13 protein-coding genes and 2 tRNA genes are annotated in these 16,282 nt (G+C 71.9%); 8 read left to right on the top strand and 7 right to left on the bottom strand.

What is annotated here, in order from left to right; translation table 11 throughout:
* Positions 1–123: 123 nt before the first annotated feature.
* Positions 124–993 (bottom strand): bifunctional DNA primase/polymerase, encoded by an 870-nt coding sequence (locus ACWD11_RS26350; protein ID WP_389416536.1) that lies wholly within the window; start codon positions 991–993, stop codon positions 124–126.
* Between the two features lie 326 nt (positions 994–1,319).
* On the opposite strand from ACWD11_RS26350, the gene ACWD11_RS26345 reads away from it, so the two are divergent.
* The 6 genes from ACWD11_RS26345 to ACWD11_RS26320 all read left to right on the top strand — a co-directional run bounded on the left by ACWD11_RS26345 (position 1,320) and on the right by ACWD11_RS26320 (position 6,769).
* The gene (locus tag ACWD11_RS26345) at positions 1,320–1,646 is read left to right on the top strand and encodes a hypothetical protein (RefSeq protein ID WP_389416535.1); all 327 of its coding nucleotides are present in this window, start codon (positions 1,320–1,322) and stop codon (positions 1,644–1,646) included.
* Positions 1,647–1,827: 181 nt separating this feature from the next.
* A complete protein-coding gene (locus ACWD11_RS26340) occupies positions 1,828–2,724 on the top strand; it encodes a bifunctional MaoC family dehydratase N-terminal/OB-fold nucleic acid binding domain-containing protein (protein ID WP_451285904.1) in 897 nt (298 codons plus the stop codon).
* A complete protein-coding gene (locus ACWD11_RS26335; RefSeq protein WP_451285902.1) occupies positions 2,721–3,110 on the top strand; it encodes a MaoC family dehydratase in 390 nt (129 codons plus the stop codon). The genes ACWD11_RS26340 and ACWD11_RS26335 overlap by 4 nt, the downstream gene beginning before the upstream one ends.
* The gene (locus ACWD11_RS26330; RefSeq protein ID WP_451285900.1) at positions 3,107–4,246 is read left to right on the top strand and encodes a lipid-transfer protein; all 1,140 of its coding nucleotides are present in this window, start codon (positions 3,107–3,109) and stop codon (positions 4,244–4,246) included. Before ACWD11_RS26335 ends, ACWD11_RS26330 begins: the two co-directional genes overlap by 4 nt.
* A 180-nt stretch (positions 4,247–4,426) precedes the next feature.
* Positions 4,427–4,984, top strand: a complete 558-nt coding sequence (locus ACWD11_RS26325) for a SigE family RNA polymerase sigma factor (RefSeq protein WP_389416531.1) — start codon at positions 4,427–4,429, stop codon at positions 4,982–4,984.
* A 129-nt stretch (positions 4,985–5,113) separates the two neighbouring features.
* Positions 5,114–6,769 (top strand): long-chain fatty acid--CoA ligase, encoded by a 1,656-nt coding sequence (locus ACWD11_RS26320; RefSeq protein ID WP_451285898.1) that lies wholly within the window; start codon positions 5,114–5,116, stop codon positions 6,767–6,769.
* 57 nt (positions 6,770–6,826) lie between these two features.
* On the opposite strand, the gene ACWD11_RS26315 is transcribed toward ACWD11_RS26320, so the two are convergent.
* Both ACWD11_RS26315 and ACWD11_RS26310 read right to left on the bottom strand, forming a co-directional pair.
* Positions 6,827–11,101 carry a PAS domain-containing protein gene (locus ACWD11_RS26315; RefSeq protein ID WP_451285896.1) on the bottom strand — a complete coding sequence of 1,425 codons (4,275 nt, stop codon included), beginning with the start codon at positions 11,099–11,101 and terminating at the stop codon, positions 6,827–6,829.
* Positions 11,102–11,333: 232 nt separating this feature from the next.
* Entirely contained in the window at positions 11,334–11,885 is a 552-nt protein-coding gene (locus ACWD11_RS26310) for an SSI family serine proteinase inhibitor (RefSeq protein WP_451285894.1), read from the bottom strand.
* Positions 11,886–12,054: 169 nt separating this feature from the next.
* Here ACWD11_RS26310 and ACWD11_RS26305 point away from each other — a divergent pair.
* Positions 12,055–12,148: transfer RNA gene (locus ACWD11_RS26305), tRNA-Ser, on the top strand.
* Positions 12,149–12,330: 182 nt separating this feature from the next.
* A tRNA-Arg gene (locus tag ACWD11_RS26300) sits at positions 12,331–12,403 on the top strand.
* A 91-nt stretch (positions 12,404–12,494) separates the two neighbouring features.
* Here ACWD11_RS26300 and ACWD11_RS26295 read toward each other — a convergent pair.
* From ACWD11_RS26295 to ACWD11_RS26280, 4 genes are all read right to left on the bottom strand, one after another.
* Positions 12,495–13,778, bottom strand: coding sequence for a site-specific integrase (locus tag ACWD11_RS26295; protein WP_451285892.1), 1,284 nt, complete (start codon positions 13,776–13,778; stop codon positions 12,495–12,497).
* A complete protein-coding gene (locus ACWD11_RS26290) occupies positions 13,778–13,960 on the bottom strand; it encodes a helix-turn-helix domain-containing protein (protein ID WP_451285890.1) in 183 nt (60 codons plus the stop codon). The genes ACWD11_RS26295 and ACWD11_RS26290 overlap by 1 nt, the downstream gene beginning before the upstream one ends.
* Entirely contained in the window at positions 13,957–15,417 is a 1,461-nt protein-coding gene (locus ACWD11_RS26285; protein ID WP_451285889.1) for a replication initiator, read from the bottom strand. The genes ACWD11_RS26290 and ACWD11_RS26285 overlap by 4 nt, the downstream gene beginning before the upstream one ends.
* A 147-nt stretch (positions 15,418–15,564) precedes the next feature.
* Positions 15,565–16,281: a DUF2637 domain-containing protein gene (locus ACWD11_RS26280; RefSeq protein WP_451285887.1), complete on the bottom strand. Its 717-nt coding sequence runs from the start codon at positions 16,279–16,281 to the stop codon at positions 15,565–15,567.
* Position 16,282 lies beyond the last annotated feature (1 nt).

Below are 16,282 nucleotides of genomic sequence, written 5' to 3'. Positions count from 1 at the left end.
AGCGCTCTTGAAAACCGTCGTGGCAGCGATGTCACCGTGGGTTCAAATCCCACCGCCTCCGCAGGTGATACCGCTGAGAGGGGCCGTCGAGACATCGGCGGCCCCTCTCGCGTGCGCACCGGCTCACGGCCGGTGTTCCGTCAGCCGGGCCGCCGAGGCGATCGTCGCGCGGGCCTCTCGTTCCGTCAGGCCCGTGTCCAGGGCCGCCTCGATCAGGGGGGCGACCAGGGCGGGGCCGATGCCGTCCTCGTAGGCGCGGCAGGCTGCCCAGAAGAGGCGGGTGTTGCGCTGCCCCTCGTGTGCGGCCAGGACGAACTGGACCAGGCCCCGGCCGTGGTCGCCCGCCGACACCGGCACCGGGCTCTGCGGTGCGCGGGGCGGTGGGAGCAGCAGGCGCAGCAGAGAGGGCGGGCAGGCCGCGGGGGCCAGGTGGGCGGTGCCCGGCGCCGTGCCGTAGACGCCGTGTTCCGTGCGGGAGCCGGGGCCGACGAGGTAGCCGCCGGCGCCGCGGATGTCGATGCCGGGGGCCAGGCGGCCGGCGGAGTTGGGGACGACGACGTCCGCGGGGCCGCTGAGCCAGAGGTGGCGCCCGCCGCTCGGGGTCAGGACGACCACGGTGTCGGGGATGGTGAACAGGTGGCGCAGGGCCAGTTCGCGCAGGGCGGCGGAGGAGTCCGTGCCCGACTTGGTGTCGAGGTCGATGCCGATCAGGTGGTGCGGCGGCAGGCCGCACGCGATGCCGTAGCCGGTCGCCCAGGGCGCGGCGGCGAACAGGTCGCGGATCCGTGCGGCGTCCGTCGAGGCGTCGTAGACACCGTGGCCGTAGCGGCCGCATTCGCCGTGGCACGGCGCGGCCAGGGGGTCGTCGCGGTGGGGGGAGCGCAGGGCCGGGAGTTTCGTCCGGGACAGGGGGATGACGGCCAGTCCGCGCTCCGCGGCTGACAGGGCGTGTGCGAGGGCCAGCGTCGTGGCCTGCCGGTCGGTGGTGGCCATGGATCCATGTTCGTACGCACGTTCGAAAAAGGGAAGAGGGTCCCGGCTCGACGCGCCCGGGAGACCGGATGTCGTCGGCAATGTGCCGGAACGCTTCCCCTCTTGCGGCACTTGGTTCGAGCTGCCCCCACTGCCCTGATCCGGGCCTTACGGGTAGGCAAGGGGGTTTATCGACTTGTCATCACGCTTGAGGGCGAATCGCGCCGTAAGGGGTGGTTCGCCGGGGATTCGGTGGGCAACTCTGGATTCGCGACGTCGATCACCACGCCAAGCCGGTCGGCCAACTGCCTTGGCGGCAGCCGTACTTCACGTTCTGGAGGAACAACATGGCAAGCATCCGTACCGCCCGCGTCATCGCCGCCGTCTCCGCCCTGCCGCTCGCCGCCGCCCTCTTCGCCGGTGCCGCGTCGGCGGACAACGGCGCCATCGCGGACGACGGATCGAGCGCGGCCGTCACGAACGCCTGGCAGGGCATCCTCGGCAGTGGTGTGGGCGGCGAGAACAACGGCAACTCCTCCACGACCCAGCAGCAGGCGATCGGCTCCGGCGCCTCGAACCAGAGCAACACCGCCCAGGTCGACGGTTCCGCGTTCACGGCCGTCAACCAGGGAAACAGCAACGTGGCCGTCAACTTCACCCCGCTGTGGTGGTGAGCTGAGGATCCGCGCTCACGGCGCCGGTCCAAGTCTCCCGAGTGGTGTGCTCCATGGGGTGTGACACGTCTGCGCGGCGGTGCTACGGCATCGCCGCGCAGGCGTTTGTGCCTGTCCCCTGTGGTCTTGACTGACTGTCAGATCCGACGGACAGTCAGAAATCGCGAGAGGGGAGGGAGTCGTGCGTATCGAAGAAGACCTGACCGAGCGGCTCAAGGCCTTCGAGGGGCGGCCCGCCGCCACCCGGGCCACCGGCAAGGACCCCGTCAACCTGCCCATGATCCGCCACTGGTGCGAGGCCCTGGGCGACACGAACCCGGCGTACACCGGCCCCGCCGCCATCGCCCCGCCCACCATGCTCCAGGCCTGGACGATGGGCGGCCTCCCCGGCCATACGGGCCGTTCGGCGGCGTACGACGACCTGCTCGGTCTGCTCGACGCGGCGGGCTGCACCTCGGTCGTCGCCACCGACTGCCAGCAGGAGTACCTGCGCCCCCTGCGCCCCGGCGACGAGATCACCTTCGACACCGTCATCGAGGCCGTCTCGGACCGCAAGACCACCAAGCTCGGCACCGGCCACTTCGTCACCACCCGCACCGACGTCCGGGTCGGCCCCGACCTGGTCGGCACCCACCGCTTCCGCATCCTCAAGTACGCCCCCGCGGCACGGCAGGCCGCCAGACCCCCGCGCCCCCGCCCGGTCGTCAACCGCGACAACGCAGGCTTCTGGGAGGGCGTACGGCAGCACCGCCTCCTCCTCCAGCGCTGCACCGCCTGCGGCACCCCGCGCCACCCCTGGCTGCCCGGCTGCAACGCCTGCGGCGGCCTCGGCTGGGACATCGTGGAGGCGAGCGGCGAGGGGACGGTGTACTCGTACGTCGTCATGCACCACCCGCCCTTCCCGGCCTTCGACCCGCCGTACGCCGTCGCCCTGATCGAGCTGCCGGAGGGCGTGCGGATGCTCGGGAACGTGGCCGGGGTGCCGTACGACAAGGTGCGGATCGGGCTGCCGGTGCGGGTCGAGTTCCAGGCGTACGACGATGAACTGACCCTCCCGGTGTGGCGGGTGGCCGCATGAGGACCGGTGAGGAGCTGCCGCCGCTGACCGTCCCCGTCACCCGCACCCTGATCGTCGCCGGAGCCATCGCCTCGCGCGACTACCAGGACGTCCACCACGACCCGGAACTCGCCCGGCAGAAGGGCTCCCCGGACATCTTCATGAACATCCTCACCACCAACGGCCTGGTCGGCCGCTACCTCACCGACCACTTCGGTCCCGCGGCCGTCCTGCGCAAGCTCTCCATCCGGCTCGGCGTCCCCAACCACCCTGGTGACACCATGGTGTTGACCGGCAGTATCGAGGAGGTCGACGGCGACACGGCGACCGTGCGCGTCGTCGGGACGAACAGCCTCGGCGCCCATGTGACCGGCACGGCCACCGTCACGCTCACGGGTGCGCCGTGAGCGCGGCGATCGCCGGGATCGGGGCGACGGAGTTCTCCAAGGACTCCGGGCGCAGTGAGCTGCGGCTGACCGTGGAGGCGGTGCGGGCGGCGCTGGACGACGCGGGGCTGACCCCCGGCGACGTGGACGGGCTGGTCACCTTCACCATGGACACCAGCCCGGAGATCACCGTGGCCCAGGCGGCGGGCATGGGCGAGCTGTCCTTCTTCTCCCGCGTCCACTACGGCGGCGGCGCGGCCTGCGCGACCGTCCAGCAGGCCGCGCTCGCGGTGACGGCCGGGGTGGCCGAGGTGGTCGTCTGCTACCGCGCCTTCAACGAGCGCTCGGGCCGCCGCTTCGGCTCCGGGGTGCAGCGGCGCGAGCCGTCGGCGGAGGGCGCCGCGCTGGGCTGGGCGCTGCCGTTCGGCCTGCTCACCCCGGCGTCCTGGGTGGCGATGGCGGCCCAGCGCTATCTGCACACCTACGGCCTGACCCCCGAGGCCGCCTTCGGCCCCGTCGCCGTCCTGGCCCGCCGGTACGCGGCGACCAACCCGGCCGCCTGGTTCCACGGCCGCCCCATCACCCTCGCCGACCACGCGTCCTCCCGCTGGATCGCCGAACCGCTGCGCCTGCTGGACTGCTGCCAGGAGACGGACGGCGGTCAGGCGATCGTCGTCACCTCGCGGGAACGCGCCCGCGACCTCCCCCACCCGCCGGCGGTGGTCGCCGCGGCCGCGCAGGGCGCCGCCCGGGGCCAGGAGCAGATGACCGGCTTCCACACCGGCGACCTCACCGGCCTGGCCGAGTCGGGGGTCGTGGCCCGGCAGCTGTGGCGCAGGACGGGACTGGCCCCCGCCGACATCGACGTGGGGATCCTCTACGACCACTTCACCCCGTTCGTGCTCATGCAGCTGGAGGAGTACGGCTTCTGCGGCCGCGGCGAGGCGGCGCACTTCGTGGCGGAGGAAAGGCTGCCGCTCAACACCCACGGCGGTCAGCTCGGCGAGGGGTACCTCCATGGGATGAACGGCATCGCGGAGGGCGTACGCCAGATCCGGGGTACTTCGGTGAACCAGGTCCCCGGGGCGGCCCGGGTGCTGGTGACGGCGGGGACGGGGGTGCCGACGTCGGGCCTGGTGCTGACGGCGGACGGATGACGGACGGCGGCGGGAGGACGGTCCCACGAAAGGTCCCCTGGGGGTCATCCCGTAGTAGCCCTCGCCTTCTCGTCCACCCTCAGGAGGTGGAGCTGACCCCACCCCTACAACCTGAGGCGGACTCTGCTTCGGGACCTCCGGCCGATGAGCGGACCTGGTGCCCGCTCCTAGCGTGGAGCCATGACCACTCCCGTCTGCACACGCGCTTCGGACGCCGCCGCACCCAGAGCGCAGAGCCTTCCGTACCCGTCGTTCTCGTCGTACGTGCGGGCCCGCCAGCCGGTGCTGCTGCGGACCGCCAGGTCGCTGACCGCGAACCCGTGCGACGCGGAGGATCTGCTGCAGACCGCGCTCACCAAGACGTACGTCGCCTGGGAGCGCATCGAGGACCATCGCGCGCTCGACGGCTATGTGCGCCGCGCGCTGGTGAACACCCGCACCTCGCAGTGGCGCAAGAGAAAGGTGGACGAGTTCGCGACCGACGAGCTGCCCGAGCCCGAGCCCTGCCCGAGCGGCTCCGACCCGGCCGAGCAGCAGGCGCTGCACGACGCGATGTGGCGGGCGATCATGAAGCTGCCGGCCCGGCAGCGGGCGATGGTCGTCCTCCGGTACTACGAGGACCTCAGCGAGGCGCAGACGGCCGAGGTGCTCGGGGTGTCGGTCGGCACGGTGAAGTCGGCGGTGTCCCGGGCGCTCGGCAAGCTGCGCGAGGACCCCGAACTGGCTCCGTCGCGTTAGCGTCATCCTTTGGTGAGCGCAACGTGACGTGATCGATCACCCTCCCCTAGTGACATACCACGCGGTATGCGCGCAGAATCTCCGCAACCCTTGCCACCGCGTAGGCAATGCCGCCCCGGGAGGACCACCGTGCTGAGCACCATGCAGGACGTACCGCTGCTGATCTCCAGGATCCTGGCCCACGGGTCGACGATCCACGGCACATCACAGGTGATCACCTGGACCGGCGAGGCCGAACCGCACCGCCGCTCCTTCGCCGAGATCGGCACCCGCGCGGCCCAGCTGGCGCACGCGCTCCGGGACGACCTGGGCGTGGCGGCCGACGAGCGGGTCGCGACCCTGATGTGGAACAACGCCGAGCACGTCGAGGCGTACTTCGCGATTCCCTCCATGGGCGCGGTGCTGCACACCCTCAACCTCCGCCTCCCCCCGGAGCAGCTGGTCTGGATCGTCGACCACGCCGCCGACCGGGTGGTGATCGCCAACGGCTCCCTGCTGCCGCTGCTCGCCCCGCTGCTGCCGCACCTGAAGACGGTCGAGCACGTGGTGATCTCGGGTCCCGGCGACCGCGGGCTGCTCGCGGACGCGTCGGTGCGGGTGCACGAGTACGAGGACCTGATCGCCGGCAAGCCGACCGCGTACGACTGGCCCGAGCTGGACGAGCGTGCGGCGGCGGCCATGTGCTACACCTCCGGCACCACCGGGGACCCCAAGGGCGTGGTGTACAGCCACCGTTCGGTCTACCTGCACTCGATGCAGGTCAACATGACCCAGTCGATGGGCCTGACCGACCAGGACACCTCCCTGGTGGTGGTCCCGCAGTTCCACGTCAACGCCTGGGGCCTGCCGCACGCCACCTTCATGACCGGCGTCAACCTGCTGATGCCGGACCGCTTCCTTCAGCCGGCCCCGCTGGCGGAGATGATCGAGCGCGAGAAGCCCACGCACGCGGCGGCGGTGCCCACCATCTGGCAGGGCCTGCTCGGCGAGCTGACGGCGAAGCCGCGTGATGTGTCCTCCCTCGGTCAGGTCACCATCGGCGGCTCGGCCTGTCCGCCCTCGCTCATGAAGGCCTTCGACGAGCTCGGCATGCGGGTCTGCCACGCCTGGGGCATGACGGAGACCTCCCCGCTCGGCACGATCGCCCGTCCCCCGGCCCACGCGGTGGGCACGGACGACGAGTTCGGCTACCGCCTCACCCAGGGCCGCTTCCCCGCCTCGGTGGAGGCCCGCCTCACCGGCCCGGGCGGCGAGCGCCTGCCCTGGGACGGCGAGTCGGCGGGCGAGCTGGAGGTGCGCGGCCCGTGGATCGCCGGCGCGTACTACAACGGCCCCGCCGCCGAACCCCTGCGCCCCGCCGACAAGTTCAGCGAGGACGGCTGGCTGAAGACGGGTGACGTCGGCACGATCAGCCCGGACGGCTTCCTGACCCTGACCGACCGGGCGAAGGACGTCATCAAGTCCGGCGGCGAGTGGATCTCGTCGGTGGAGCTGGAGAACGCCCTGATGTCCCACCCCGACGTCGCCGAGGCGGCCGTGGTGGCGGTCCCCGACGACAAGTGGGGCGAGCGCCCGCTGGCCACGGTGGTCCTGAAGGAGGGCTCGACGGCCGACTTCGCCGCCCTGCGCACCTTCCTCGCCGACCAGGCCGGGATCGCCAAGTGGCAGCTCCCGGAGCGCTGGACGGTCATCGAGACGGTGCCGAAGACGAGCGTCGGCAAGTTCGACAAGAAGGTGCTGCGCAGGCAGTACGCCGAGGGCACGCTGGACGTGACCCGGATCTGACCCGCGATCGAAGAGAGCCCCCGGCAACGGCCGGGGGCTCTTTCGTGCGTACGTCGGCTAGTTGGTGCCGATCCGCGCCAGCAGGTCCACGATCCGGCTCTGCACCTCGGGGCTCGTCGACCGCTCCGCGAGGAACAGCACCGTCTCGCCCGACGCGAGCCGCGGCAGGTCGGCGGGGTCGACGGCGGCCGTGTAGACGACCAGCGGGGTGCGGTTGAGCTGGCCGTTCGCCCGCAGCCAGTCGATGATCCCGGTGGAACCGGCCTGGCGGCGGTGCACCTGCATCAGGTCCATCACGACCAGGTTCGGCCGGAACTGCCCCGCCAGCGTCACCGCGTCCAGATCGCTCGCGGCCCGCGCCACCTGCATCCCGCGCCGCTCCAGCGTCGCGGTCAGCGCCAGCGCGATCTCGGCGTGCTCCTCGATCAGCAGCACCCGCGGCGGATGCTGCTCGCTGTCCCGGGGCGCCAGCGCCTTCAGCAGGACGGCGGGGTCGGCGCCGTACGCCGCCTCCCGCGAGGCCTGCCCGAGACCCGCCGTCACCATCACCGGCACCTCGGCGGCCACCGCCGCCTGCCGCAGGGACTGCAGGGCGGTACGGGTGATCGGACCGGTCAGCGGATCCACGAACAGCGCGGCCGGGAACGCCGCGATCTGCGCGTCCACCTCTTCGCGCGAGTGCACGATGACGGGCCGGTAGCCGCGGTCGCTCAGCGCCTGCTGCGTGGTGACGTCCGGCGCCGGCCACACCAGCAGCCGCCGCGGATTGTCCAGCGGCTCCGGGGGCAGCTCGTCGTCCATCGGCTGCGGGCGCGGGGTGTCCGCGACCTCCACCGCCCCGCCCGGACCGTCCAGCGGCTCGGGCCCCTCGGCGGCGTTCTCGTCCGGCGCCCCTATGGCGTACGACCGTCCCGTGCCCTCGGTGCCCTGCGCGAGCCGGGACTGCCCGGCCTGCGGATGCGGCCGGGCCGGCTGCTCCGGCTGGGCCGCGCCCGCCGATTCGGGCCGCGTGCCCAGCTTGCGCCGACGGCCGCCACCGTTGGTCTGGTGCGGGTTCGTCTGATGCGGGTTCGCTTGATGCGGGTTCGCTTGATGTGGGGGAGGCGTCACCGACGGCTGCTGCACCTGCGCCGCCTGCCGCGTGAACGGCACGCCCTGCCCCAGGGTCCGCACACTGATCGCCCGCCCCTGCGTGGAGTTCGGGTCCACGGGGGCGGCGGCCTCGGCGGGCAGCGGCTGCGCCGCGCGCCGCGTCTCGGCCTCCGGGGGCAACGGGGTGTTTTGGGACGGCGTCCCCTGCGCTCGGGCCGGGTTCGGGGGTACGGCCGTACCGGCGCCGGAGGTGTCGTCCGCGCCGGGCCACGGCTGGGCGGAGGCGGGGCTGCCCTGGGCCGGGGTGGCGGCCTCGGCGGGGAGCGGGACCGCGGCGGGCGCCTGCGCCTCGGGGTGGTGCGGGGCGGGCGCCGACTGGGGCGCGACGGGAGCTCCGGCCTCCGGGACCGGCTGCCCCACGGCCCGCCGCCGGCGCCCGGTCGGGGCGCTCGTGGGATGCGGCTGCGGCGGCGTGTGATCGTCGGCCTGGTCGTGCGGTACGGCATCGTGACGGCCGTCGTCGGTGGCGGTGGCGGGGGCCGATGCGGGGGTGGGGTGGGGGGCCGGGGGCTGGGGCGGTACGGGGACCTGGCCGTGGGCCGGTACCGGGGTCTGGCCGTGGCCCGGTACCTGGCCTTGGCCGTGGGCGGGTACCGGGGTCTGGCCGTGGGCGGGTACCGGGCCTTGGCCGTGGGCGGGTACCGGGGTCTGGCCGTGGGCCGGAACCGGGCCTTGGCCGTGGGCCGGAACCGGGCCCTGACCCTGCGCCGGGCCCTGACCCTGCGCCGGGACCGGCGCCTGCTGCTCCGCCCGGTCCGCGTCGGCCGGCGGCAGGGCGAACACCGTACGGGGGCCCGCCTCCTGCGTGGCCGCACGCTCGTTCGCGGCCGCCAGCGCCCGCCGCCGGCGCCCGGTCGGCTGCCCGTCCTCAGCTGAGCCCGAGTCCATACCCGGGCCGGAGCCAGGACCAGGGAGGGAGCTGGGGCCAGGGCCGGGGAGGGAGCCGGTGCCGGTGCCGCCCTGCGCCGGGATCACCCCGGAGGACACCGCAGGCAACGCCGGAGGCAGCGCGTGCTGTTCACCCGCGTCCCGCCGGGCCTGCCGCCCGCCCGGCGCGGGCACGCCCTGCGGCGGCACCGTGCCGCCCAGACCGGTCCCCGCGGCAGCGGTGCCCGCGGCATGCTCGGCAGCCGTCATCACGGCACCCTCGGACACCCCCGCACCGGCGCCGTCCCCACCCTCGGTGACTCCCGCACCCTCGGTGACTCCCGCACCGGCGCCGTCCGCACCGGCGATCTCGGCCGGACGCCCGCGCCGTCGCCCCGTACCTCCGGACACCTCGGCCGGTGCCTGCGCCTGGGCCGGAACGGGCGCCGACTCGGCCGCCCGCCGCCTGCGCCGTCCGGTCGGCGCGGACTCGCCCTCCGCGCCGCCCGGCCGCCCGGCCACCTCACTGTCCAGGAAGGCGTCCACGGATGACCGCCGGGCCCGCCGCCGCCCGCCACCGGAGGTCTGCTCGACGGCCTCCGCCTCGGCCGGAGGGGCGACCAGGGCGACCTGGGAGCCCGGCACCGCCCCGGCGCCGCCGCCGATCGGCACCTCCAGCACGAACGCGCTGCCGCTCATCCCGGGCACCTCGACCGTCTGGAGCACTCCGCCGTGCGCGCGCACGATCCCGCGCACGATCGGCTCGTGCACCGGGTCTCCCCCGGGATACGGCCCGCGCACCTCGATCCGTACGACCTCACCGCGCTGCGCCGCCGCCACGACGACCGTGTTGTCCATGTAGCCGCCCGCCGACACGGGCGCGTTGCCGGTCGCGTCGACGCCCGCGACGTCGGCGACCAGATGCGCCAGCGCGGTCGCGAGCATCCGGGAGTCGACCTCCGCCTCGATGGGCGGCGCGTGCACGGCGAACTGCACCCGGCCGGGCCCGATGAGTTCGACGGCCCCGTCGACACCGGCGGCGACGACGGCGTCGAGCATCACCTTCGTCCGGGTGATCCCCTCGCTGCCGGTGTCGAGCCGCTGATAGCCGAGGACGTTGTCGATGAGGGTGGTGATCCGGGAGTACCCGGCCGACAGATGGTGCAGCACCTGATTGGCCTCGGGCCACAGCTGCCCCGCGTCGTCCGCGGCCAGCGCCGCCAGCTCACGGCGCAGTTCGTCCAGCGGCCCGCGCAGCGACTGGGCGAGCAGCGTCAGCAGCTGCTCGTGCCGCCCGGCGAGGGCCTCGTAACGGTCCTTCTCGCGCTCCCCCAGCGCCGCGTACCGCTCCTCGTTGGCGCCGAGTTCCTCCTCGTGCCGCTCCTGGAGCTCCTCCAGCTCGGTCACGTGCTTCTGGCGCAGTGCGGTCAGCTCGGAGGCGTGCTCCTCGGAGAGCCGCTCCAGCTCCTCTTCGTGCTGCTTCTCGGCGGCGGCCTTCTCCGCGGCGAGGGCGTCGTAGGGCCGCCGGTCGGTGAAGGTCATCACGGCGCCGACCAGCTGGTCGCCGTCGCGCACGGGAGCGGTGGTCAGGTCGACCGGCACCTCCTCGCCGCTCTTGGCGAACAGCACCTGCCCGCGCACCCGGTGCTTGCGCCCGGAGCGCAGGGTGTCGGCGAGCGGGGACTCGTCGTACGGGAACGGCGTCCCGTCGGGCCGGGAGTGCAGGACGAGGTCGTGCAGCTCGCGCCCGCCGAGGTCGCTGGCCCGGTACCCCAGTATCTGGGCGGCGGCCGGGTTGACCAGGACGATCCGTCCGTCGGTGTCGGTGCCCACGACGCCCTCGGCGGCGGCCCGCAGGATCATCTCGGTCTGCCGCTGCGAGCGGGCCAGCTCGGCCTCGGTGTCGATGGTCCCGGACAGGTCGCGGACGACGAGCATCAGCAGCTCGTCGCTGGTGTAGCCGTAACCGTCGTAGGCCTGCTGGCCGTTCTCCAGGTTCGCGGAGGTGACCTCGACGGGGAACTCGCTGCCGTCGGTGCGCCGGGCCATCATCCGGGTCGGCTTGGTCCGCCCACGCGGGTCCATGTGGTCGGGCCGGCGCATGGAGCCCGGGATCAGCTTGGAGTCGAACTGCGGCAGCAGATCGAGCAGCCCGCGCCCCACCAGCGCGGTGCCCGGGGCCTCGAAGGCCTCCAGGGCGATGGTGTTGGCGTTGACGACGGTCCCGTTGGCGTTGACCAGCACCAACGCATCGGGCAGCGCGTCGAGTATGGCTGCGAGGCGAGCAGCGCCTCGGGATGGCCTGCTGCTCACGAGACGCTTCCCTCCTGTTACCGCACCTTGCCGACCGCTCGGGCCATCTTGCCAACCTGCCCGCGACGTGTCACGCGAGGGAGTCTAAGGGCTGGGGTGGTGACGGCGGCCCCGGATGAGAGGGAGGTCGCACGACGAAGTGACCCAGAACGTATGAGCGCCTCCGTGAGCCGTCACCGCACGGCCCGCTCGCTTCGCGAGACCTTCGCGGGACTTTTACCCGGCCGCCGCCTCACACCCGGCCGGCCCGCCGCAGGTCGGGCAGCACGGGGACCATCCGGTCCCAGCGGGCGATCTCGCACCCGTCACCCCGGTCGAACCGCGCGTCCACGGGCCGCCCGCGCCAGGTCCCGGTGACATGAGCGGTGGCCGCCCCGCCGTACTGCATGGTGCACACGCTTCCGTCCGGTACGGGGGAGAAGGCGTCCTTGCCCCAGCGGGTCCCGCGGTCGAGGGCCGCGCAGGCGCCGGAGACGTCGGGATGGTCGCCGCCGCCGGGGTGGCAGTACAGCTCGTACCGCCCGTCCACCCCGTCCCCGGCGTTCCGCACGGTGACGGTGAGGTGGTCCCCGGAGCGGGCGGCGGCCGGTACGGCGGACATGAGGGGAGTGGCGACGGCGGGGACGGCGACGGCCGATCCAGTGGCCGCGACGGATCCGGTAGCTACCACCGAGCCGGTGGCGACCACCGAGCCGGTGGCGACGACCAGGAACCGGCCGAGCCGGCGGGTACGGGAGGGGCGGGGGGCGCGATGGCCGCCGGAGGGGCGGGAGACCTGCAACATGACCTGACTAACGCCCCGCGCCCCGGGACGTTGCGCCCCCGGCCGACCAGCGACAAGGGCTTTGCCCCGCAGGCCGCCTGCCTAGTACCGTGGGGGGCGATTGGTGACACCGCGCTCGTCTGTGTCATCATCGGCACGCACCACTCGCGCTCGCGCGGGCGGCTGTGCTGGAGGCGTCGCCTAGTCCGGTCTATGGCGCCGCACTGCTAATGCGGTTTGGGCCTCAAAGCCCATCGAGGGTTCAAATCCCTCCGCCTCCGCCAGAGATCACGAAGCCCCGGTCACCCGACCGGGGCTTCGCTGTTTTCCAGCCCCTCAGGACGCCTTTTCGCAGCTCACAAGGGGTGCGGCCAATGGATTTCACATGGCGGCGGCAGTCATGTAATGTTCTTCCTGTCGCCGCGAGCGGCCCGGAAGGGCAAGGAACGGCGGAAAAACAGAACAAGCACTCGTAGCTTAACGGATAGAGCATCTGACTACGGATCAGAAGGTTGCAGGTTCGAATCCTGCCGAGTGCACAGCACGTCAGAGGCCCTGTGGATCACTCCACAGGGCCTCTGTCTTTGGTCTTGACGGCAGTGTCTGACGGCAACCGTTATCGCGGGCCGATCAGAGGGCTATGGGGACACCGGCGGGGCCGTCGTCATCGTCCGGTTCGTTGCCGTCACCCCTCAGTGCGTCCCCGACGCGGTCGAAGGCGGACCGCTGGGAGTCGAGCCGTACGAAGGTGTAGATGTCCATGGTCACGCGGATGGAGCTGTGGCCGAGGACTTCCATGATCATGCGAGCGTCGGCTCCCTTCTCATGGAGCAGCGAGGCGCAGGTGTGGCGCAGGTCGTGGAAGCGGACCCTGCGGACGCCGGCGCGGACACACAGGGCCTCGAAGGAGCGGTTGAGGTTGCGCGGCTCGATGGGGGTCCCGTTCTTCGTGGTGAAGACGAGGCCGTGGCCCGTCCCCTTCCAGGTGGCGCCTGCCGCCTTCCGGTCGGCGATCTGCTGGGCACGCTGAGCGCGGAGCGCTGTCACGCACTCGGATGGCAGCGCCACGCGACGGGCCGAACGCTGCGTCTTTGGCGCGACGATCAGCAGCTCGCCGCCGACCCGCTGTAGGGCCTGCCGGACCGTGAGGACGCCTTCGTGAAGGTCGACGTCCGACCAGCGCAGCCCCAGCAGCTCACCCCGACGCAGGCCGATGCGGACCGCCAGCTCGTACGCGGCCCAGAGCCGGTTGTCACGTGCCGCCGCCAGGAGCTGACGCCCCTCCTTGGCTGTGAGGGGTTCTATCTCCCGCTTCGTTCCCATGCTCAGCTCCACGTTCCGAGCCACGTTGCGCGGCAACTCGTCCTCACGTACTGCGTGCTGGAGGGCGGCTCGCAGGATCACCAGCAGGAAGCGCACTGTCCGATCAGAGGGGAGCTTCTTGCAGCACCTCCGGAGGGCGCAGCAGCGCCGCTTGTGCTCCGGCCGCTTCTTGTCCTTGCCCTGTGCGCAGCACTGGCAGGTGACCGCCGTCTTCGCGAGGAAGGCGCGGATGTCGCGAGCTGTGAGCCGGACCAGCTTCTTCTTGCCGAACTCCGGGGTGACGTAGTTGCGCACCAGCGACTCGTAGTTGACGTACGTGGTCTTGCGAACCTTGTTCTTGGCGATGTTCGTCAGCCAGTACGTCAGGTACTCGACGATCGTCACCTTGCTGGTGGCGACCGGGAGACCGTTGAGGGAGTCGGCCTTGAGCCTGGTCAGCTTCTCGTGCGCCTCATCCCAGGTCTTGCCGTAGACGCTGCGCCGCTTGTACGTGCCGTCAGTCGTCAGCACGTAGGCGCTGTCCTCCCAACGGCCGTCCTTCCGCTCGTAGATGGTGCCTTCGTTGTTGGCGTTCTTCATCGGCTTGGCCATCAGGCAGCTTCCTGTTCGGTCTGGAGGGATATGTAGGCGTGCATGGCGGACTCGCTGATGCGGCGGCAGCGGCCGATCTTGAAGGAGGCGAGTTCACGTGAGCGGATCAGGTCGTGGACCTTCCAGCGGCTGATGCCGAGACGCTCGGCGACCTGGTCCACGGTGAGTACGGCCGTCGTCATGCGGGCAGCAGTCCTTCCTGCTTGAGGCGTTGGGTGTGGGCTATGTCTTGGCGGACCTGGGCGGCGAGGAGTTCCTCGCCGGGGCGGTAGCCGCTGCTGAGGTAGGTCCACGACGAGGCGGTGACGAGGGTGGTCTCGTCGGTGGTGGGGAGGCCGGCGCGGGCACGTGCGGCTTCGGCCTGGGCGAGGCGCCAGGCGCGGCGTACGTCGCGGAGGGCGCCGAGGGTGGTGGAGTAGGCGCGGGACTTGCTGGAGAAGTGGCCTCGGAAGCCGAGCATGTGAGCCCACTTCCAAAGCTTGAGGTCGGCGAATTCCGGCAGGTTCCCGAGGTCCCAGGCGGTGCGGATCATCTGGCGGACGTGCCGTTGCACGGGCAGAGCCCTTATGGGTTCGGCCTGCCCGGTGCCTTCGCAGTCGTCGCACAGGTCGCGGAAGCCGTCGGGACCTCGTACGTAGCCGCGTCCCTGGCAGGGGCGGCACATGAGGGTGCGGTCTACGGTGCCCGCGCCTTCGGCGTTCTTGGTGGCGTACTTGGCGACGTATCCGGCGACCTTGGCGTCTGTGAGTTCGCCGTCGCCCAGGGCGGAGATCTGGTCGACCTTGAACCGGTCGCCCCACTTGATCACGCGTTCGCCGATGGCGTCTGACTCGACGGTGAGTCGGGCCCGCTCGACCGCCAGGCCCACCGCGACCTGGAGGACGTCGAAGGTTGCCCAGGTCGGGGGCGGTGTGGTGTGACCGTCGGGTCCGACGAAGCGGATCACGGCGTGGAAGTGGACCAGGCCGCGCTTCTGGTATTCGGCGACTTTGGCGAAGGAGACGCGGAGAGCGGAGTTCAGTGCCTTCTGCGTCATGCCGAGGTGTTCGGCCAGGGCGCGGCGCAGGTAGGTGGTGAAGCGCCCCCACAACTGCCCGGCGTGGGCGTTCCAGAGCACGGCGCCGGTGTAGTCGTAGGTGGCCGGATGCAGCGGGGTACCCAAGGCGGGGTCATCTTCGGTGTGGTGGCTGCCGCAGCCGCAGGGGCGGGTCTTGCCCGTGCTGTCGGTCTTGCGGTTGTGGACGGGACCGAAAGAGGGGGCAGTGAGGGTGACGAAGGCGCGGGGGTGGTCGCGGACGGTTTCGGCGACGTTCTTGCCGCCGGACAGTCCGGCCTTGATCAGGTGGTAGGTGTCGGCGGCGTAGACGCGGGAGCAGGCGGGGCAGCGGGAGGCACGGCGGTTGCCGCAGGTGGTGAGGAGGCGTCCGGAGGGCTCGTCTTCGGAACGGTAGGAGCGGACTACTTCCCTGGTCGCCGAGTCGGTGGTGATCGTCCAGCCGTGGAGGTTGACGGGGCTTGTGCAGCCGCGCAGGTCGCGGACCTGTTCGGTAACGCGGTTGAAGTCGTGGGTGTTGGCCAGCTCGATCAGGTCCCGCAGGCCGGGGCTGACGACGTGCCGCAGGTCGAGAGGGCGGCGCATGAGTGGCGGGGTCTCCTTTCTGGGGTCAAGGTGGGGCCCGCGGGCAGCAGCGATTCAGTGCGCTCGGGCTGCTGCCCGCAGGCATGACGGGGTGAGCCCAGGGCGGGTGGGGTGGGGGAGCCGGAGAGGCCGGCGAAGGGTGCAGCCCTACAGGGCAGCGTGGAGGGCAGTGGCCATGGGCAGGCCGATGCCGAGTCGCGTCTTCAGCTGGGCCGGAGTGATGGCTTCTCCGTGCTCGGCGTGGTGGGACGCGGCGATGGAGCGCGCTTCGGTCAGCAGCGGCTCAGGCACCTTGGGCGCTGGCGGGGCGGGAGCTGGGGCGGTGCGCGGAGTCATGAGGGTCGGGACTGGGCCCGGCGCGACGGGCGGTGCCAGATCTGCGAGCGGTGCGGCGGTGGGGGTGAGGGCCGTTGCGGACTCTGGTTCGGTCTCTTCCGCTTCGGGAGCCGGGGCAGCGGGGCGGGTGACGGTGTGAAAGGCGCGCAGGAGTTGCGGGCCGACCGCGCCCCAGCCGAGCAGCAGCAGGGGAGCCACAGCGTCCACGGCTGCCCGGCCGTAGTGTCCGGCGGCGATGGGTTCGGCGACGTTGAGGGCCAGCGTCAGCAGCCCGGAAAAGTGCATCAGCCGGGTGGCGGCCGTCATCTGTTCGGCGGGCAGACCGCGCAAGGACAGGTAGCGCAAGGCGACCAGCAGGCCGACCACGGAAAGGTCCACCATTGGAGCGATGAGCGGCGCGATCGGTGCGGGGACGCCCAAGCGAAGGGCGAGAGACCAGACGTTCCCGAAGGAGAAGACGAACGCCAGCACGGCAATGACGATCATCACGGCGGTGATGGTGCGCTGAGTGATGCGGTCCTCTGTCAAG

The sequence above is a fragment of the Streptomyces sp. NPDC002776 genome, assembly GCF_053592195.1.
This window is presented reverse-complemented; position numbering and strand designations above follow the sequence as displayed.

Excerpts from the sequence above, each read along its gene's own strand:
- ACWD11_RS26350 (WP_389416536.1), bottom strand. The coding sequence starts at position 993 with ATGGCCACCACCGACCGGCAGGCCACGACGCTGGCCCTCGCACACGCC.
- ACWD11_RS26345 (WP_389416535.1), top strand. The coding sequence starts at position 1,320 with ATGGCAAGCATCCGTACCGCCCGCGTCATCGCCGCCGTCTCCGCCCTG.
- ACWD11_RS26335 (WP_451285902.1), top strand. The coding sequence starts at position 2,721 with ATGAGGACCGGTGAGGAGCTGCCGCCGCTGACCGTCCCCGTCACCCGC.
- ACWD11_RS26325 (WP_389416531.1), top strand. The coding sequence starts at position 4,427 with ATGACCACTCCCGTCTGCACACGCGCTTCGGACGCCGCCGCACCCAGA.
- ACWD11_RS26310 (WP_451285894.1), bottom strand. The coding sequence starts at position 11,885 with ATGTTGCAGGTCTCCCGCCCCTCCGGCGGCCATCGCGCCCCCCGCCCC.
- ACWD11_RS26295 (WP_451285892.1), bottom strand. The coding sequence starts at position 13,778 with ATGGCCAAGCCGATGAAGAACGCCAACAACGAAGGCACCATCTACGAG.
- ACWD11_RS26290 (WP_451285890.1), bottom strand. The coding sequence starts at position 13,960 with ATGACGACGGCCGTACTCACCGTGGACCAGGTCGCCGAGCGTCTCGGC.
- ACWD11_RS26285 (WP_451285889.1), bottom strand. The coding sequence starts at position 15,417 with ATGCGCCGCCCTCTCGACCTGCGGCACGTCGTCAGCCCCGGCCTGCGG.